Source organism: Thermasporomyces composti (assembly GCF_003386795.1).
Taxonomy (GTDB): domain Bacteria; phylum Actinomycetota; class Actinomycetes; order Propionibacteriales; family Actinopolymorphaceae; genus Thermasporomyces; species Thermasporomyces composti.
In genome coordinates, this window is the sequence record NZ_QTUC01000001.1 from 1465346 (window position 1) to 1484068 (window position 18723).

An 18723-nucleotide genomic window follows, 5' to 3' on the forward strand; every position below is an offset into this window, starting at 1 on the left:
AGAACGGACAACCATCGCGTGCCACAACGACGATTGTTCTAAGCCACGATACGGATCCGACCAAACGCCACAACTGGGCGAACGACGCCCGACAACACCGCCCCTCGCGGTCCGACCACCGCGACCTCGACACCCTGCCTGCTCAAGCGAGCGCCTCGCTGGCGAGGATTGCAAGCCGGCTCCGCACGACGTCGTGCCCCACCGGACGAGAAACCTGCGACGACGACCGCGCCAGCGGCAGACACGTTGCGTGGAGGGAGAACGGCCAGAAAGCCTCTCGGCGTCCGGAACTGGCGCAGACGTCGGCAGCCCTTTCCGGGCAGGATGAGGACGGTGACGCCACCCGATCACCGGCACGAAGGACCGGCCCCGGGATCGGGCGGACCACGGCCGGTAGGGCCCCTCGGTCCGCCCGGGCGTCGGGCTGCCCGCCGGCGTGCCGCCCACCTGGGGAACGGCATCGGTGCCGATGAGCGAGTGGGGTGGCCCCGAACCAAACGTCTCGAACCGTCCGAGGCCCAACCGTCGGCACGACAGGCGGAATGGCCCGATCGACGCGCGCGAGACGTGGGACAGCCCGAACAGGTGCGAGAACAGCCGACGTCGCGTCAGGGAGAGCCGCCAACCCCTCAGCGGGCGAGTGTGGAGGCGCTCGAGACCGAACCGGTCGGCCGGTCGAGGACCGATCGGCGCCGAATGGCGGAGACTGCGCGCACCGCGGTCGGCGTGATCGGTCGGGCGCTCAGCCGAACCGGCGGTGCCCTGGTCCGCTCGGTGCGCAAAGTGACGCACGCGCAGGGCATGGGCGAGTCCGGCTTGGCCAAGCTGATCGAGCTGAACGTCTTCCACGCCGGCGGTGACGCCGCCATGGCGGTCGGACTCGCCGGCACCCTCTTCTTCGCGGTCCCGACCGGCGAGGCCCGCGGACGAGTCGCGCTCTACCTCCTCGTCACGATGGCGCCGTTCGCGGTCGTGGCACCGTTGATCGGTCCGTTCCTCGACCGGGTCCGCCACGGACGGCGTTGGGCCATCGGCCTCACCATGGCCACGCGAGGGTTTCTGTGCTGGGTGATGGCCGGCGGGGTCGCGACCGGGGAGCTGTGGCTGTACCCGCTGGTGTTCGCCTGCTTGGTCGCGTCAAAAGCACACAACGTGACGCGAGCCGCGGCGGTACCCCGCCTGCTGCCCGGCGACGTCCCGCTCGTCACCGCCAACTCGCGCATCTCCTTGGCTGGAAGCATCGGCGCAGGCGTCACGGGAGCGGTCGCCGTGGGCGTCGCGACCTTTGGGCCGCAGTGGGCACTGCGGTTAGCCTTCGTCGTCTTCACGGCGGGCACGATCCTGGCGATCACCCTTCCCGCCCGGGTCGACTCCGCGGAGGGCGAGGAGCCTCTCCCCCTCGTCGACGTCGGGCGAACGCTGCGCCGCATCCCGACGCTCGTCGTCCTCGGCCTGCAGGGCAATGCCGCGTTCCGGGCGTTCTCGGGCCTGCTGCTGATGTTCATGGCGTTCCTGCTCCGCGAGACGCCACTGGCGGGCCACTCAGCGACCGTGCAGGTCGCCGCGGTCGCCACCGCCGCGGGGGCGGGCAACCTCTGCGGCACCGCGCTCGGTGCGGTGGCACGGGCACGCCGGGCGGACGCGGTGATCCAGCTGCTGCTGGTGATCAGCGCCATCACCGCCGCGGTCACGGCGGTCTTCTACGGCCTCGCCACCGTGGGAGCGCTCGCGTTCGTCGCCGGGTTCGCTCAGCAGCTCGGCAAGCTGTCCCTCGACGCGCTCATCCAGGCGGAGGTACCAGAGCAGGTCCGCACCAGCGTCTTCGCACGGTCGGAGACCGTCCTCCAGCTGTCCTGGGTCGTGGGCGGGTGCGTCGGCATCGCGCTGCCGCTGATCCCGCAGCTGGGCCTCGGCCTGTGCGTGGTCGGCCTGACAGCCGCGCTCACGGTCGTCATCCGTACCCACCGGCGAGCGCGCGCCGTCCCCCGCCCCTCACCCTCGTGAGTCCCTCGCCTGACCAGCAAGGGACCGGCACTGGGTGGTGCATGGGGGGAGGCCGGCGCACGCCGGTCGGACGGCTGGCTCACAGCTCCAGCTCGTCCGCCAGCGCGCGCAGGACCGCCGACACCTTCTTCGCCGTCCGGCTGTCGGGGTAGCGACCGCGGCGATAGGTGTTCTCCAAGCCGTCGAGGAGCCGAATGAGGTCCTCGACGATCACCACCATCTGCTCCGGCGACTTCCGCAGCGCCTTGGAGACGCTGGGTGGAGGATCGATCAGACGAACGGAGAGGGCCTGGTCGCCCTTACGGCCGGCGACGATCCCGAACTCGACGCGCTGCCCGGCCTTGAGAGTTGTGACGCCGGCGGGCAGCGCTGACGCTCGCACGTAGACGTCGCCTCCCTCGTCCTTGGTGAGGAAGCCGAAGCCCTTCTCAGCGTCGTACCACTTCACCTTGCCAGCCGGCACATCGACCTCGCTCGCGACAAGACACGTCATTGGGTCAGCGGGCAACACGGCCCATGCGCTATGACACAGCCCCCGACGACCGGGGGCCGCATCCAAGGGTAGACGGCCTTCTCACCAGTGCTCCACCGCATACCAGCCAAGACGGGCAGCCACGTTCGGTCGCGGCGGACGCGTCGGGTGGGGCCACGGCTACCGATATCGTTCGGGATCTGGCAACAGCTCGTTCATCGACCCGGACCGGAAGCCTCGGGGATCGACCTCGACCGTGTCGAATCCGGCTGCGCGGACAGCAGCGTGAGCATCGCCCAGCGCCGCCACGTCGGCGACGAGCTCGGCGTCCACCTCGATCCGGGCTCGATCGCCCATATCACGGACCCGCAGGTTCCGGACGGGGACACCGTGCTGCTTCAGCGCCGCGCGCAGCGCGGTCTCCGCTCGCTCCACGCGCGCCAGTCGCGCCGGGGTGATCGTCAGGCCGTAGGCGATGCGGCTCGAGAGGCAGGCCGCGGCGGGCTTGTCCCAGGTCGGCAGGCCCCAACGCCTGGAGACCTCACGGATCTGCTCCTTGGTGAGGCCGGCGTCCTTGAGCGGTGTCGCCGCGCCGCGTTCGGCCGCCGCGCGGATGCCGGGCCGGAAGCCGGCCCGCGCGTCGTCGGCGTTCGTGCCCGTCACCACGTGGGCGAGGCCGAGCTCCCGGGCCAGCGGCGTGACCACGTCGAGCAGCTCCGCCTTGCAGAAGTAGCAGCGGTCGCCCGCGTTGGCGCGGTATCCCTCGCGCGCCATCTCGTGCGTGCGTGGCGTCAGGTGCCGTACCCCGAGTGACTCGGCGAACGCCCGCGCCGACGCGAGCTCCGCGGCGGGGAGCGAGGGCGAGACGGCGGTGACCGCGGCGACAGACGCCGCCCCCAGCGTGCGCACCGCGGCAGCCAAGAGGAAGGCCGAGTCGGCGCCACCGGAGAACGCCACGAGTACCGACCCCAGCTCCCGCAGCCGATCCCGCAACGCGGTCAGCCGACGCTCCAGGACGTACTCGTCCAGCCAGGACGGGAAGTCAGCCAGGTCCGCGAGGACCGCATCGGCGCCGGCGGCGCGCAGCTCCTCGGCGGAGGCCGGGCCGGTGGGAACCCCGACTGCGACGGCTCCGGCCGCCCGGGCACCCCGCACATCCCCCACGTGGTCGCCGACGAAGATCGTCGCGCCGCGGGCGCGGAGGACCTCGCCCTTCTGCTCGGCCCACACGTCGCCGATCACCTCGTCGACGTCCAAGCCGAGGTGTTCGATGTGCAACCGAGCGTGCGGCTCGTTCTTCGCCGTCACGACGAGCACCTTGCCGTCGTGTCGGCGTACCGCCTTGATCGCCTCGCCCGCGCCCGGCAGGAGCGTGGCGGCCCTGATGGCCAGGTCGGGATACAGACTGCGGTAGAGGTCGACGACAGCGTCCACCTGGTCGGGTGGGAACCACTGCGCAGCCTCGTGGGCCAGTGGAGGACCCAGTCGGCTCACCACGACCGCGCTGTCGACGTAGACGCCGGTCCGCTCGGACACCGCGTCCCAGACAGCGGCGATGCCGGGTCGCGAGTCGATGAGGGTCATATCCAGGTCGAAACCGACCACCAACGCATCTGAGGCCACACCTCGACTCTACGTCCTGACGCCGCGTAACGGGCATGCCACGATTCGCACGGCCTGCCGCGTGAGCGATGGCCCGTCAGCCCGCGTTCTCCGCACTGTCCTCGCCGGTGGCCTCATCAGCCTCGCCGGTGGCCTCATCAGCACCGGTGCCGTTCGCGCCGGCACCGTCAGGAGCCGCGGGGCTGCCGTCGTCGGTGGCCCTGTCATCGTTGCGGGCCCTGTCATCGTCGGTAGCCCCGTCATCGTTGCGGGCGCTGTCATCGTCGGTGGCGCCCTGTGCGCCGGCGTCGTCGGCGCGAAGCACGAGGCCCTTGCCGCCCGGGTGGTCGAGTCGGAGCTGGCCGCCCTCGATCCCGAACCGGACCTCGCCGTCGAGCACCGCGAGGATGTGACGCTCGACCTTGGTCACCTCGGGCTCACACGCCCGGCGGGTCGCGATGACCTCCCCGAACGTGATCGTGGAGCCCGACACCGTCGCGCTGCCCCGGAACTGGTTGCACCCCGTGGACCCCAGGACCGCGCCCTCCTCCACGATCTGCAGGGTCGCGTCCGGCGTGTCGGCCCCGACCGTGGACACTGTGGACGAGGCGACCTCGCCGTCGATGAGGGTGTCGACGATCCACAGCGTGCCGACCAGCGGCCGGTCGGGGTCGGCGATCCTCCGGTCGAGCAAGGTGAGCGTGGTCCCGCCCCCGCTGACGACCAGTCGGTCCCCCTCGAGTCGCCAGGTCGGACGCCGTGCGAGCAGCTCGGCCAGCCAGGCGTCCTGCTCGTGCAGCGCCTGGTGACACCCGATCTCGGTCGCGGCGAGGTTGTCGACGGCGATCGTCCCTTCCCCCAGGTCGACGGTTCCCTGCATGCTGTTGCACCCAGCGTCGGCGACGAGCCGTCCGTCCTCGGTGAACGCGAGCCGCACGCGGGTGCCGTCCACGAGCTGGCGCGGCTTGCCGCCCGTGGTCACCTCCGTGGACAGGAACGTCCGACCCCGCATCTCCTCACCCTGGGAGTCCTCGGGTGCGGCGACGACACCGGTCCCGGCACCGCAGGCTGACAGCAGGAACGCGGCGGCGAGGACGACCGACGCGCGACGGGCCCACGACGGTGGCAGAAGTCTCATGCCCCACGGACGGCTAACCGGCACCGAAGGTTGCCCACGGTCAGCGCCGGTGACCGACACTCGCGGCAACCGAGACGCCCGACCACATCGCGCTAGCTCAGGTGACGTAGCAGAGCGTCACAGAACGCCGGCAGGTCATCCGGGCGGCGCGAGGTGATGAGGTTTCCGTCCTCGACGACCTCCTTGTCCACCCAGGTAGCCCCGGCGTTGACCAGGTCGGTGCGGATCGAGTGGTACGACGTGACCGTTCGACCGCGCACGACGTCCGCCTCGGCGAGCACCCACCCGGCGTGGCAGATCGCGGCGATGGGCTTGTTCGCGTCGTTCGCCTCGCGGACGAGCCCCACGAGCTTCTCGTCGGTCCGCACCTTGTCCGGCGAATAGCCTCCCGGGACCACGACCGCGTCGAAGTCGTCCGGACGCACGTCGCCGGAACCCTTCTCGATCGTGACCTTCGTCCCCTTCTTCCCGGTCACCTGTGCCCCAGCGCTCTTCCCCACGATGACCGCCTCGTGACCGGCCTTCCGAACCGCGTCGTAAGGCACCTGCAACTCGGAGTCCTCGAACATCTCATCGACGAGAAATGCGACTCGCGCCATCGCTGACTCCTCCTCGTGGTCGGCGGCTCCGGTCCCCTCCATCCTCTACCCACCCCGTCTACCCATCCCGTCCCCGTCCACCCGACGGCGGTCCGACCCCGGCTGAGGACCGTGAGGCACATCAACCGGAGGTCGCGTCACAGCTCCCCACGCCGTCGCAGCACGCCGACGCTCACCAAGCCGGCGGGAAGCAGCAGCCACAACGTCACGAGGCGGAACAACGCCACCGCCGGCAGCGCCACCGTCAGCGGCGTCCCAGTGGCGGTGAGCGCAGCGACCAGCGCGGCCTCGACGGAGCCGAGCCCGCCAGGCACCGGAATCGCGTTGCCGGCGGTGCTCCCGAGCAGCAGCACGCCGAACGCCGTGAACGGACTCAACGAGCCGCCGAACGCGAGCACCGACGCCCAGAGAGAGATGGCCAGCCCCGCGGAGACGAGGACCGCACCAGCCACGCTCACCGCGCCCCGCCACGGGTCGGCGGCCATCGCGCGCAACGAGCGCGTGAGCTCGCCCACGAGCGCGTCGACACGATCCCGCAGCCCAGGTGAGCGTCGGACGACGACGAACGCCACCCCGGCGAGCATCGCCACCACAGCCGCGGAGTAGAACGCGATGCGCACGCCGTTACCGCCGAGCACCGTCACGTCGGTGCCCGCGGCGAACGCGACGGGCGGGAGAAGGGCGACGGTCAACAGCAACTGCACGGCCTGGGCGACCGAGACCGTGCCGACCGCCGCGGCGTCACCCAGGCCGACCCGGCGCAGATGCTGGACGTTGACGGCCGCGTTGCCGACCGCCGCGGGCGAGACGACCCGGAGGAGGGAACCAGCGACCTGGACGACGAACGTCGACCCGAACCTCAACCGGACCGGGCTGGCGCCCATGAGGTTCCAGGCGTTCCCGACGAGCGTCGCGACCACGCCGAGGACGGCGAGGGTCACCCAGCCCACGTGCAGGCTGTCCCACCAGGCTCGAGGATCGATGGCGTGACGGTTCTGGTACGCCAGGAAGCCAACGAGCGTGGTGACCGCGACGAGGACGAGCACGTGCGTGGCTCGCCAGCCCAACCGAACATCGGTGCTCGTCGACGGACCCGTGCTCGCGGACGCTGCCGCGCCCTGATGTGACGTCGCCGGTGGCGCTCCTGTCGCCGTTCGAGCGCCAAGGCCGCTCCGTCCGTCCGCGACGCGAGGCGACGTGGACGCGGCGCGGCGCGCCACTACTTCGACGACCGAGGGGACGCCCTGCTCGACGTCCAGCGCGGTACCCGTTCGGACCATCACTGCACCCCCGCCTTGTCGGTCCGCCCCATCGTCACGTATCCCTTCGGCTCGCGTCCCATCAGTCCGGAACCTGTCCTCGACTCGGGGCCCGTCGACTCTCCCACCTGTCCGGGTCCCGTCGGTCCTGGCATCCCCGGCATCGACAGCCGTACCCACGTCGGTACCCACGTCCGGGCGCACGATCGCGTCGACGCTTGCCCTCTCGACAGCGAGCTCAGCGACCGCGTCTCCCGACGACGCAGATGCGCGCTCGCCCACCGCGCTCTCCAGGCGCTGGAGCTGGCGGCGACCGAAGGCGCCGACGCACACCATGCCGAACGCGAGCAGCGCTCCCACGCCGAGCAGACCGAGCACGCTCTTGACCCGAGTGAGCTGGCTGCCGGCGACGGCGCCGAGCCCTGTGTAGACCACCGCCCACACCGCGGCAGCGACCGCGCACCAGCTGATGAACCGCCGGTACGGGAAGCGCAGGGTCGCGGCGACGACCGGGAACATGGCGTGGACGACCGGTGTGAACCTGGCGAGCACGACCGCGCGCGGCCCCCACTGGCCGATCGTCTGGGCAGCGTTGTGCCACCTCCACTCCCCGAGCCGACGCCCGAGGCGGCTGCCACGCAGCGCGGGGCCGAACCGCCGACCGATCGCGTATCCGACCGACTCCCCGAGTAACGAACCCAGGACCGCCGCCACGACGACGGTGCCGAACCGTGCGGGCGTGACGGCGGCCGTCGCAACGACGAGGACGACGACGTCGCCAGGCACCAGGAGTCCAACGAACAGCGAGGTCTCCAGCGCCATGGCGAGGAGGGTGACCGCGAACAGGACGCCGAGGGGGAGAGACGTCAACGCGGCATGAACATCGGTCAGCACCCCCGGCACCGGCATCGAGCAACCTCCTGACGGTCCAGCCCGTGGTCGCGCGACCCCCGTTCGTCCTTGCGCTGGAGCCCGTGACCTCGCACCTCACACGGTGCCGGCTGGAGACGGTCAGGGACATCGGGGACGTGCCGTGGTCGACCCCTGGGAGATCCCGGAGGCGCCACCAGGGACGCCCGAGGTGCCCAGCGCCCCGGTGACCGGGCGCTACCGTGGAGGGAATGTGCAGCGCCGCCGCGTCCTCGGCACTGTCCGACGCCCTCCGCGAGCGTTCCGACGATGAGCTCGCCACGCTCCTCCACGCTCGACCGGACCTGATGACGCCATTGCCGTCCACCGTCGAGCAGCTCGCGGCGAGGGCGTTGACGCGCAGCTCGACGGCACGGGCACTCGACCGGCTGGACCGACTGGCCCTCGCCGTCATCGAAGGCCTGGTCATCCTCGGATCGCCGGCCTCGTCGACGGCGTTGGGCGAGCTGCTCGGCCTCGACGAGTCCGACTTGCGACCGGCGCTCGACCACGTGCGTGCCCTGGCACTGGTGTGGGGATCGCCCGACGCCTTGTACGTGCCTCCCGTGGCCGCTGATCTGCTGGGCCCGCACGTCGCCGGGCTCGGGTCCCCCTCCGACGATCCCGCGCTCACCGACCCGACGGAGGTCGCGGCTCGGCTCGAGGCAGCCGGCCCAGATGCCCGCGCGGTGGCCGAGCGGCTCGCCGCCGGCCCACCGGTGGGACGGCTCAGCAACGCCGACCGCCCGGTCACGGTCGAGACGGCACGCAGCCCTGTCGAGAAGCTGCTCGCGCACCGGCTGCTCACCGTCGTCGACGCGCGCACGGTCGCGCTTCCCCGCGAGGTCGGCCTGTATCTGCGAGGTGGCCGCCTCTTTCCTCCCGACGCGCTCACCCCGCCCGCACTCACCGGTCCGGTCCGGGAGAAGGCGCTCGTCGACCGGACCGCCGCCGGCACCACGCTCGATGTGGTCCGCCGCGTCGAGCAGCTCCTCGACACCTGGGCCGCCCATCCCCCTGGTGTCTTGCGGTCCGGGGGAGTCGGCGTCCGCGACCTACGCCGCGCCGCTGCCTTGCTCGACGTCGACGAGTCCGTCGCGGCCGCGCTGCTCGAGTGCGCGTTCGCCGCCGGGCTCGTCGCCACCGGTGAGGACGGTGCGGTGTGGCTGCCGACTCCCGCCTTCGACCTCTGGCTCGCCTCCGACTTGGCGCAACGCTGGGCCAGTCTCGCCCACGCGTGGCTGCGGTCGACCCGAGTCGCGGCACTGGTCGGGACACGCGACGACCGTGACCGCCCGATCGCCGCTCTGTCGGCCGGCGTGGAACGGCCCGTCGCGCCCGAGGTTCGGCGGCTCACCCTCACCGCCCTGGCGGCCGCTCCCCCGGGCACGGCGCCTGACGTCGACGCGGTCGTGGCGCGAGTGCGGTGGCTGCGGCCTCGACGAATGACGAGTCTCGTGGAGCGACTGGTGACGTGGACGATCGACGAGGCGGCAGTGCTCGGCGTCACCGGGCTCGGCGCGCTCGCCACGCACGGGGCCGCGCTCGTGCGTGGTGAAGCCGAGGCGGCGGAAGTACTCGCGCCGCTGCTGCCCGAGCCGGTCGACCACGTGCTGCTGCAGGCGGACCTGACCGCGGTCGCACCGGGGCCGCTCCGCCCCGAGCTGGCTCGCAGTCTGGCCGCCATGGCGGACGTGGAGTCCCATGGTGGCGCGACCGTCTACCGGTTCAGCGCCGCCTCGATCCAACGCGCGTTGGACGCCGGGCACACCGCGGCCGAGCTCCACGACATCCTCGCTCGACACTCGGCCACCCCCGTCCCGCAACCGCTGTCGTACTTGGTGGATGACGTGGCTCGAAAGCACGGCCGACTGCGCGCGGGGACGATGACCGCCTACCTACGGTGCGACGACCCGCCCTCGTTGGACGCGTTGATGGCCGACCGCCGGGTCGGGCACCTCGGCCTCCGTCGGATCGCGCCCACGGTGCTCGTCTCACGACTCCCGGTCCGCGTCCTCGTCGACGAGTTGCGTGCCCTCGGATACACCCCTGTTCCCGAGACGCCGGACGGCGCGCTCATCCTGAGCGAGGCGCGTGCTGGTCGGACGGCGGAAACCCCAACCCGAGAGACCGCGACCAGTCGTCCCGAGCCCGATCCCGACGTGGTCGCCGCCGCTGTCCGCGCGCTGCGCGCCGGTGACCGCGCCCGTGCCAGCCGTCCGGCTGGTTTCGACATGCAACGGCGTCGTCGGACCGGAACGGCCGAAACCGTGGAGGTATTGCGCGACGCGGTCGAGGGAGGCTACTCGGTCTGGGTTGGGTACGTGGATGAGCAGGGGGGTACCCGTGATCGGATCGTGGACCCAATCCGCATCGAGGGTGGCTGGCTGACGGCGTACGACCACACGGTGGGTGAGACACGTGCGTTCGCCCTGCACCGGATCATGGGCGTCGCACCAGTCGACACAGCGGATTGAGGCCATGTCCTAGGGTGTCCGCCTGAAGGGGGTGCACCTGCCGGGGAGGAGCAACCTGACATGGCCGTTCGACGATCGAGACCCAAGGCGATCCGCCGTCGCGTTCTCCGCACACTCGCCGTCCTCGCGTCGGCGGCCACGTTGGGCGCCGCCCTCCTCGCCGGCTGGTTCGGAGCCGTGACACCCTCGACGCCCCTGGAGACCACCGCGGCGCTCCCAGCCAAGGAGGACTCCCCACGGTCCGTCGACGATCCCGCCGACGCCAGCCCTCGTCCATTGGCTGAGAAGCGGGTCTCGCGAAGTGACCAACGCCGTCCCGCACCGCGCGAGGGCACACCGACGCCAACACCCACGACCTCCCCGCCCCCCACTCCGACGCCCGTCCCAACCCCGACGCCCGTCCCAACTCCGACCACCGTGACGATTCAACACGAGGGGTCCGGGAAGCTCACGCGCGTACCCGGCCAGACCCGGGCGTTCGGCACGGGACCGCTGATTCGGTACCGGGTCGAGATCGAGGAAGGACTCCCCTTCGATCCCGCCGAGGTCGCGAAGGTGGTCGACGAGACACTGTCGGATCCACGGAGCTGGGCCGCAGCCGGACGGGCGAGGTTCATGCGGACCGACGACGACGTGGACCTGCGCATCATCGTGGCCAGTCCGGCGACGACCGATGAGCTGTGCGAGCCGCTCGGCACCGGTGGCGAGCTCTCGTGCCGCATCGACGACCGGGTCGCGCTCAACGCGAAGCGCTGGGCGTTCGGCGCGGAGGCGTTCGGTGATGACGTCGAGAACTACCGCCACTACCTGGTCAACCACGAGGTCGGGCACGCCCTCGGGGAGGGGCACCGTGACTGTGGCGGAGAGGGCGAGCTGGCGCCGGTGATGATGCAGCAGACCAAGGGAGTCGGGGCCTGCCTGCCCAATCCCTGGCCCTTGTCGTGGGAGCTTTCGGCCTCCGATTGATGACGTGGACTCTTCGACTGAGCGCGTGGACCGCGAGTGACTGAGGACGCCCGCGCCCTCGACCTGGTCAGCGTCCCAAGACGACGGAGGGAAGCTCCGCGAGGCTGCCGAGAACGTACACCGGTCGCGGGTCGACGTGCTCGCTCTCCGATGGAGTGGTGACACCCGTGAGGACGAGGGCGGTGTCGACGCCGCCCTGGTGACCGAGAGCGAGATCGGTGCCGGGGCGATCACCCACCACGACCACCTCGTCGGGCCCCTTTCCCAAGCGCGCGAGCGCGGCGGCCAGCATGAGCGACGACGGCTTGCCGGCGACGGCCTCGACACGCCGTCCGGAGGTGGCCTCGAGCGCCGCGATGATGCCACCGCAGTCAGGAATCTCCCCACCTTCGACGGGGCAGGTCGGATCAGGGTTGGTGGCCACGAAGCGAGCGCCCGCGCGCAGTGCTCGGAACGCCTCGAGCCACTTGTCGTAGGTGAACGTCCGGTCGAACGACGCCACGACGACGTCCGCCTCGAGCCCGCGATGGACCACCTTGACGCCGACCTGCGCGAGCTCCTCGCGCAGACTCTCTTCTCCGAGCAGCAGGACGCGGGCGTTCGGCGTGTGCTCCCGCAGCCATGACGCCATCACCGCGCCCGAGGTGAGCACGTCGTCCGGTGTGACGGGAATCCCCAGAGCCGAGAGCTTCGTCGCGTACGCCTCGGCGTTCTGGAGGGGGTTGTTGGAGACGAAGAGCACGCGCACGCCAGCCGCGCGCAAGCGTTCCAAGGCCTCGACCACACCGGGGAACGGGCGACCCGAACGGTAGACGGTGCCGTCGAGGTCGCAGATCACCCCCGTGTACCTCGGGCGTTCCTCCGTCCCGCCATCCGCGTGGTCGCTCACCGGCTCGTCCTTTCCTGCGGACCCATTCCTGTGGGCCCAGCTCCTGCGGGTCCCTTCCTCGGGCACAGTCCCGCCATGGTTCGCCTGTCGGTTCAGTGCCCGTGCCGTCCTGCGGCTCCTCGGCGTTCGCCGCGGTCGACCTGATCGCGGCAGTGCTCGTACCGGGCGCGAGCGAAGCGTACGCCCTCAGGTCGCCGACGAGTCGTTCAAGGCGTACTCCAGCAATCGGGAGGCGGTGACGACGCCGGTCAAGCGCCCGTTCTCGACAACCGCGACGAGCGGGCACCGCAGCCGGGCCATGACCGCGGCGACTTCGAGCGCGGTGTCGTTCGCGTCGACGACCGCGACCTCCATGGGTGGCTGCGGCAGCATGTCGCGTACCTTGAGCCGGTTGAGCTGGTGGACGATCTGGTCGGAGGCCTTCTCGTCCAGCACGCCAGCCAGCACCGGGTCCTGCTGGACGTACTGGGGCACGACGGAGCGCACCACCTGGGATGTGGGCAGGATGGCGACGGGATGGCCGTCCTCGGCGGTGACGACGAGGCCGGGGAGACGGTGCTGGGCGAGGAGCTGGGCCGCCTCGAGACCATCGGACTCAACGCTGACGGAGGGGTACTCCTCGACGAGGCCGCGTGCCCGCATACCTGAACGCTACCGCGCCCCGCTCTCCATGCGAAGCTCGCCCCAGTTGCCGGAGTCACCACGCTTCGCGACGCCGAACGTACCCTCGGCGACCAGAACTCGTCTCGGCCGCCGTCGCCGGTCCGGCGGCGAACGGCCGCGGCCAGGGTCCGGCTCCTCGACGCGCCGGAGCCGGAACACCGCAGAGGGTCGCGTAGTTGGACACTGGAGTCCCCGAGACCTTCCTGGAGTGTCGCGTGAACGACGGCCCGCTCATCGTCCAGTCCGACAAGACCTTGCTTCTCGACGTCAGCCACCCCCTGGCCGACGAGGCGCGCAAGGCGATCGCGCCGTTCGCTGAGCTCGAGCGCGCTCCTGAGCACATCCACACGTACCGACTGACCCCACTCGGCCTGTGGAACGCCCGCGCCGCCGGGCACGACACCGAACAGGTCGTCGACGCACTCCTGCGCTACAGCCGGTTCGCCGTCCCTCACGCACTCCTCATCGACATCGCCGAGACGATGGCCCGGTACGGGCGACTCCGGCTGGAGAACCACCCCACGCATGGACTGGTGCTGGTGAGCACCGAGCAGCCGGTCTTGGAAGAGGTGCTGCGCAGCGCCAAGCTCAAGCCCATGCTGGGCAAGCGGATCGACGCCAGCACCGTGCTCGTTCACCCATCCGAACGCGGTCGCGTCAAGCAAGCCTTGCTCAAGCTCGGCTGGCCAGCCGAGGATGTCGCCGGGTACGTCGACGGCGAAGCCCATCCCATCGACCTCGTGCAGGAAGGATGGTCGCTCCGCCCCTACCAGGTGCAAGCCGCGGAGGCGTTCTGGCACGGCGGTTCCGGCGTCGTCGTCCTGCCCTGCGGCGCGGGCAAGACTCTGGTCGGCGCGGCCGCGATGGCGCACGCGAAGGCGACGACGCTCATCCTGGTCACCAACACGGTCTCGGCCCGGCAGTGGAAGGACGAGCTGGTCCGGCGAACCACCCTGACCGAGGACGAGATCGGGGAGTACTCCGGCTCGCGCAAGGAGATCCGGCCCGTCACGATCGCGACCTACCAAGTCATGACCACCCGCCGCAAGGGCGCCTACACCCACCTGGAGCTGTTCGGCGCCCGCGACTGGGGCCTGGTGATCTACGACGAGGTGCACCTGCTTCCGGCGCCCATCTTCCGGATGACCGCCGAGCTGCAGGCCCGACGCAGGCTGGGTTTGACGGCCACGTTGATCCGCGAGGACGGTCGGGAAGGAGACGTCTTCAGCCTCATCGGACCCAAGCGCTACGACGCGCCGTGGAAGGACATCGAGGCCCAAGGGTGGATCGCCCCGGCGGACTGCGTCGAGGTGCGCGTCACGCTGACCGACGCCGAGCGCCTCGCCTACGCCACCGCCGAGAGTGAGGACCGCTACCGACTGGCGTCCACGACCGAGACCAAGGCGCGGGTCGTGTGCCGCCTCGCCGAGCGACACCGTGGCGAGCCCACGCTCATCATCGGGCAGTACATCGAGCAGCTCGACGACCTCGCCGCGCGTCTCGACGCCCCGATCATCAAGGGCGAGACGACCGTGCGGGAGCGGCAGCGCCTGTTCGAGGCGTTCCGCAGCGGGGAGATCGACCTGCTCGTCGTCTCGAAGGTCGCGAACTTCTCGGTGGACCTGCCGGAGGCCGCGGTCGCCATCCAGGTGTCGGGCACCTTCGGCTCGCGCCAAGAGGAGGCGCAGCGGCTCGGCCGGCTGCTGAGGCCGAAGCGCGATGGCCGGGCCGCGCGGTTCTACGCCGTCGTGGCGCGTGACACCGTCGACCAGGACTTCGCCGCGCACCGACAGCGGTTCCTGGCCGAGCAGGGATACGCGTACCGCATCGTCGACGCCGACGACGTGCTGTCCGGCGAGCTGCCGATCTGAACCGCCGGCCGGAGGTCCGTGAGGACCCGACCGACGTCCGCTCCAGGGGCGGCCAGCCAGGGGAACGACACCGCCGTCACGGACAGCGTGGGATCGGTTTGGTGTAACCCGGCCGACCTGGTGTGTGGATGTACCAGTCGGCGACCCAGCCATTGGTGTCGATCCGGCTCCACACCCTGCTGCCACCGGCTGAGGCGCCCGGCGCCTGGCACACCACGTAGGCCAGGCCGCCGTAGGCGATGGCGCCCAACTGCCGGTGCGAGGTGCTCGGCCCGGCGCGCACCCGCAGGGCGTCGACCCAGACCGCGTAGGGGTACCGGCACGTGGGAACCGCCGCCAGCCGGTCGGGTGTGGTGACGTAGCGAGCGCTGACGTACGTGCCGTCCAGGAGCTTGTACCACCGTCGTGTCGAGCCGACCTGGCTTCCGGTCGCGTGGCAGACGACGTTCAAGGTCGCGCCGTTCGGCCAGACCCGGGCGGTTGGGTAGCCGGTCCCGGGTCCGGTCCGCGCCCGGAGCCCACTACGGGCGGTCACCTTGAACCTGTACCGAACCAGGCTGAGCGGCGCGTCGACCACGTTGCTGTCGATCTCGATCGTGCGGCCGCCCCAGCGCTCGGTGTGCGGCCCACGGTACTGCTTGATCCGCTGGTGGGTGCCCCACCGGTTGTTCGGCACGTACCGCTCGCCCCAGACCGACGCCTTGCCGTCCCACCGGGCGATCCAGATCGCGTCCGGCTGGACGTAGGACCGGGACGTGTAGACGCCCGACAGGTGGCGGATCCCCGAGGCGGCGCTGGAGTAGACACCGGACAGGTAGCCCCCCTGGTGCAGCCGTCTCGTCCAGGCGCTGAGGAACGTGAGGACGATGGCGCGGCAGTTCGCGTCGTTCGGGTCGTACGCCTCCATGTCGAAGTAGATCGCGGTGCCGCCGTACAGACCGAACCGCTGCGCCCGCCGCATGGCGTCGACGGCCGCGGCCTTCCCCTGCTGCGCGACCTCGCGCGGTCTGATCCGGCCGAGGTTGCCCTGCACCGCGCAGGGCGCCTGGCGGCCGACGTAGATCGGCAGCAGCCGCCAGCCCATACCGGAGACCGAGCGCACCCACGCGGCGGAGAGGTTGCCATCGGGGCAGGCCCGGTTGACCCCGCCGATGTAGATGCCGACGGTACGGTGCGGTGACTCCAGCCACGCCCGCATGGTGGACGTGGACGGCGCGGCGCAGGTGTCGAATCCGCTCCCGCGCACCCGGGCCGTCGCGCCACCGGTCGCGATGCGCGGTGGGGTGGTCAGGGTGGTGGCGACGTCAGGGTCCTCCGTCCCGGGCGCCCCCTCCTTGGGCAGCACCCGCTCAGCCGCACTTTCGGGCACGACGACGTCTGGTCCGCCCGCGCCCGGTGACTCCGGGGACGTCAGTGGCGCGAACCCCGCCTGCGCGGGCTGCGCGGGGTACCGCGTCGCGAACGGTGTGGGTCGAACCGGCCCGTCGTACCGCGCCGTGGCCAGGATGTCGTCGAGAAGCTCGGGTTGATCGGCGTACGCCGCTGTCACGGCGACGCCGGTGCCGCGCAGCGCGAAGGTGAGCTCCTGGCTCGCGTCGTCGACGGTACGAGCCGCCGTGACGACGGAGAGGTCGCCGCTGCCGAGAGCCGCCGGCCGGGCCACCAGGTCCGGTTCGGCCGGTCGCAGGTGAAGGACCTCGGCCCGTCCGACCGCACGGGCCGGGCAGCGTTGCTCCTCGCCGGGTGGGCCCAGGTAGACCGCGGGCTTGTCGTACCGGACACAGGTCTCGGGGTTCTTTGTGAGGTCGTGCACCGCCCAGTGCTTCGGCACCTCGAGCCGCAGTCCGCGATAGGTGACCGTCTGCCCCGAGGTCGGGCCGGCGCCCGACGGCGGGCCGAGACTTCGCGGGTCACCTTTCGCCACCGTGGTGAGCGTCACCGTCGATGCTTGTCCGACGGGCACGACGGCCACGGTCACGAGTGGCGTGGCCACGATCAGTCCGGTCAGCACGAGAACGCCGATCCTCGTTCCTGGCCGTCTCCGTCCAGGACCTTTCGTTGTGTCCACGTCACACCGTCCGACGTGTCGGTGGCACGACGCGCCCCCGCGCCGCGGCGGTCTCCCTCGCGTGTCAGCGCTGCGTCGGGACGACCGGCCATGCCGTCGATCGGTTCCGTGTCAGATCCGCTCTGTTCGAACCGGTCAAGCCCCGCCCAACCACCGCCGACGCCGCGAACACCGCGATGTATAGATGACCGGACCCCACCCGACCATGCATGGGGCTCGGTGAGAATCGCCTCCCAGTCCCGCCTCACGCGACTCGATCTCGCGACGCCCTCCCACGGCGCGAGCGGCGACCACTGCCGCAGGCGGCGAGCGGCCGGTGGTTTCCGATTCGCCTGGAATGAGGTTGTTCTGGTATGCGTGGGGCCATGGGGAAGCTGCACCACCGGGTCGCCTGCACCGCCCTCGTCGACGCCTACACCGAGCTGTCCCGGCTGGTCAGCACTCTCGACGAGACCGACTTTCCCCGCGCAAGCCGGTGCGCCGGTTGGACCGTGGGTGACGTGTTGTTCCACGTCCTGCTCGACGCGCAGCGGGCGCTCGTCACCTTCGGCACGCCGGCGTCGACCCCACCGACGGCCGACTACATCTCGTACTGGCGGGACTGGGCGAACCACCGGTCGGAGGCGGCGGCCGCGGCCCACGCGCGCTTCGTCCGGATCGGAGCGTCGGCCTACGCGGACCCTCGGGCGCTGGCCGCCCAGTGGCATGAGACCGCGCAAGCGGTGCTGCGGTTCGCCTCGGTCATGCCAGGCTCCGACCACGTCGCCACCCAGGGCTACTCGCTCACGGTGACGGACTTCCTCGCCACGCTCGCGGTCGAGGCGACCGTCCACCACCTCGACATGCTCCTGGAACTCCCCGGGCGCCCCCAACCCCGGCCGGGCCCCATCGAACTCACGGTCGACGTCCTCGACGCCCTCCTCGGCGACGTGGACGTGCGTCCCGCCTGGGACGACCTGACGTGGTTGCTGAAGGGCACCGGACGGTTGCCACTCACCCCCGCCGAGGCGCGTGGCCTCGGCGCCGTCGCGAACCGGTTCCCCCTGCTCGGGTGAGACCTGCTCCCGGCATGGCCTGCGCGGGTAAGAGCTGTCAGCGACGCCCCACCACCCTCGATGCCCCCCACACCCTCGATGCCGCAGCCGCCCTTTCTGCCGCCGCCACGCGTGGACGACCTCCGCTCCCGCTGGACCGCGCTGGTGCCCGACGCTCCAGGCGTCGCCGACGACCTGCTCGCGCGATACGTCGAGCCGACCCGCCACTACCACGACCAGCGACACCTCGCCGAGGTCCTCGAGGCGATCGACCTGCTGGCGGCGGAGGCAGACGACGTGACCGCCGTCCGCTTGGCTGGTTGGTTCCACGACGCCATCTACGATCCGCGCCGCTCCGACAACGAGGAGGCGTCCGCTCGACTCGCGGACGAGCTGCTGCACGGAACCAGCGTCAGCGGCCGGCGAGCCGAGGTCGCCCGCTTGGTCCGGCTCACCGTCCACCACGCCCCCGACCCACGCGACGTCGACGGCGGCGTGCTGTGTGACGCCGACCTGGCGATCCTGGCCGCTTCGCCGGTGCGGTACGGCGAGTACGTCGCCGGAGTCCGCGCCGAGTACGCCCACCTCGACGACCCGGCGTTCCGCGCGGGACGTTCGGCGATCCTCGATCGGCTGCTGTCGCGTGAGCGGCTCTACACGACTCGCTATGGGCGCGAGCACTGGGAGGAGCGCGCCCGGCGCAACCTCACCGCGGAGCTGGCCCTCCTCCGACGCTGATCCTTGACCAGTCTGCGCGAATGTGAGCCAAACA

At 71.2% G+C, this 18723-nt stretch carries 14 protein-coding genes; 6 read left to right on the forward strand and 8 right to left on the reverse strand.

Annotated features, from left to right (window positions below; genetic code table 11):
- The first annotated feature begins 696 nt into the window (after positions 1-696).
- Positions 697-2004 (forward strand): MFS transporter, encoded by a 1308-nt coding sequence (locus DFJ64_RS06390; RefSeq protein WP_245940978.1) that lies wholly within the window; start codon positions 697-699, stop codon positions 2002-2004.
- Between the two features lie 79 nt (positions 2005-2083).
- Here the strand turns inward: DFJ64_RS06390 and DFJ64_RS06395 are convergent, their stop codons facing one another.
- The 5 genes from DFJ64_RS06395 to DFJ64_RS06415 form a co-directional block, all read right to left on the reverse strand.
- Positions 2084-2467, reverse strand: a complete 384-nt coding sequence (locus tag DFJ64_RS06395) for a cold-shock protein (RefSeq protein ID WP_115849611.1) — start codon at positions 2465-2467, stop codon at positions 2084-2086.
- A 189-nt stretch (positions 2468-2656) separates the two neighbouring features.
- Positions 2657-4099, reverse strand: coding sequence for an ATP-dependent sacrificial sulfur transferase LarE (larE, locus tag DFJ64_RS06400; RefSeq protein WP_245940979.1), 1443 nt, complete (start codon positions 4097-4099; stop codon positions 2657-2659).
- 76 nt (positions 4100-4175) lie between these two features.
- Positions 4176-5216, reverse strand: coding sequence for an META domain-containing protein (locus DFJ64_RS06405; protein WP_115849612.1), 1041 nt, complete (start codon positions 5214-5216; stop codon positions 4176-4178).
- A gap of 92 nt (positions 5217-5308) precedes the next feature.
- Complete coding sequence (locus DFJ64_RS06410) at positions 5309-5815, reverse strand: type 1 glutamine amidotransferase domain-containing protein (RefSeq protein ID WP_115851878.1); 507 nt, start codon at positions 5813-5815, stop codon at positions 5309-5311.
- A gap of 137 nt (positions 5816-5952) precedes the next feature.
- The gene (locus DFJ64_RS06415) at positions 5953-7983 is read right to left on the reverse strand and encodes a lysylphosphatidylglycerol synthase domain-containing protein (protein ID WP_115849613.1); all 2031 of its coding nucleotides are present in this window, start codon (positions 7981-7983) and stop codon (positions 5953-5955) included.
- A gap of 212 nt (positions 7984-8195) precedes the next feature.
- Between DFJ64_RS06415 and DFJ64_RS06420 the strand changes: the two genes are divergently transcribed.
- Together DFJ64_RS06420 and DFJ64_RS19200 are read left to right on the forward strand one after the other, a co-directional pair.
- Positions 8196-10460 (forward strand): helicase-associated domain-containing protein, encoded by a 2265-nt coding sequence (locus DFJ64_RS06420; RefSeq protein WP_115849614.1) that lies wholly within the window; start codon positions 8196-8198, stop codon positions 10458-10460.
- Positions 10461-10520: 60 nt separating this feature from the next.
- Positions 10521-11426: a DUF3152 domain-containing protein gene (locus DFJ64_RS19200; RefSeq protein ID WP_147304616.1), complete on the forward strand. Its 906-nt coding sequence runs from the start codon at positions 10521-10523 to the stop codon at positions 11424-11426.
- 67 nt (positions 11427-11493) lie between these two features.
- Here DFJ64_RS19200 and DFJ64_RS06430 read toward each other — a convergent pair whose 3' ends face one another.
- A complete protein-coding gene (locus DFJ64_RS06430) occupies positions 11494-12315 on the reverse strand; it encodes an HAD-IIA family hydrolase (protein WP_245940980.1) in 822 nt (273 codons plus the stop codon).
- Between the two features lie 186 nt (positions 12316-12501).
- Positions 12502-12957, reverse strand: a complete 456-nt coding sequence (locus DFJ64_RS06435) for a CBS domain-containing protein (protein WP_115849616.1) — start codon at positions 12955-12957, stop codon at positions 12502-12504.
- A 236-nt stretch (positions 12958-13193) separates the two neighbouring features.
- Between DFJ64_RS06435 and DFJ64_RS06440 the strand changes: the two genes are divergently transcribed.
- Positions 13194-14849: a DNA repair helicase XPB gene (locus DFJ64_RS06440; protein WP_115849617.1), complete on the forward strand. Its 1656-nt coding sequence runs from the start codon at positions 13194-13196 to the stop codon at positions 14847-14849.
- Between the two features lie 76 nt (positions 14850-14925).
- Here the strand turns inward: DFJ64_RS06440 and DFJ64_RS06445 are convergent, their stop codons facing one another.
- Complete coding sequence (locus tag DFJ64_RS06445; RefSeq protein WP_115849618.1) at positions 14926-16860, reverse strand: glycoside hydrolase domain-containing protein; 1935 nt, start codon at positions 16858-16860, stop codon at positions 14926-14928.
- Between the two features lie 422 nt (positions 16861-17282).
- Here DFJ64_RS06445 and DFJ64_RS06450 point away from each other — a divergent pair, with 422 nt between their 5' ends.
- Together DFJ64_RS06450 and DFJ64_RS06455 are read left to right on the forward strand one after the other, a co-directional pair.
- Positions 17283-17972 carry a maleylpyruvate isomerase N-terminal domain-containing protein gene (locus tag DFJ64_RS06450; protein ID WP_170152518.1) on the forward strand — a complete coding sequence of 230 codons (690 nt, stop codon included), beginning with the start codon at positions 17283-17285 and terminating at the stop codon, positions 17970-17972.
- A gap of 144 nt (positions 17973-18116) precedes the next feature.
- A complete protein-coding gene (locus tag DFJ64_RS06455; protein ID WP_170152519.1) occupies positions 18117-18689 on the forward strand; it encodes an HD domain-containing protein in 573 nt (190 codons plus the stop codon).
- The last annotated feature ends 34 nt before the right edge of the window (positions 18690-18723 follow it).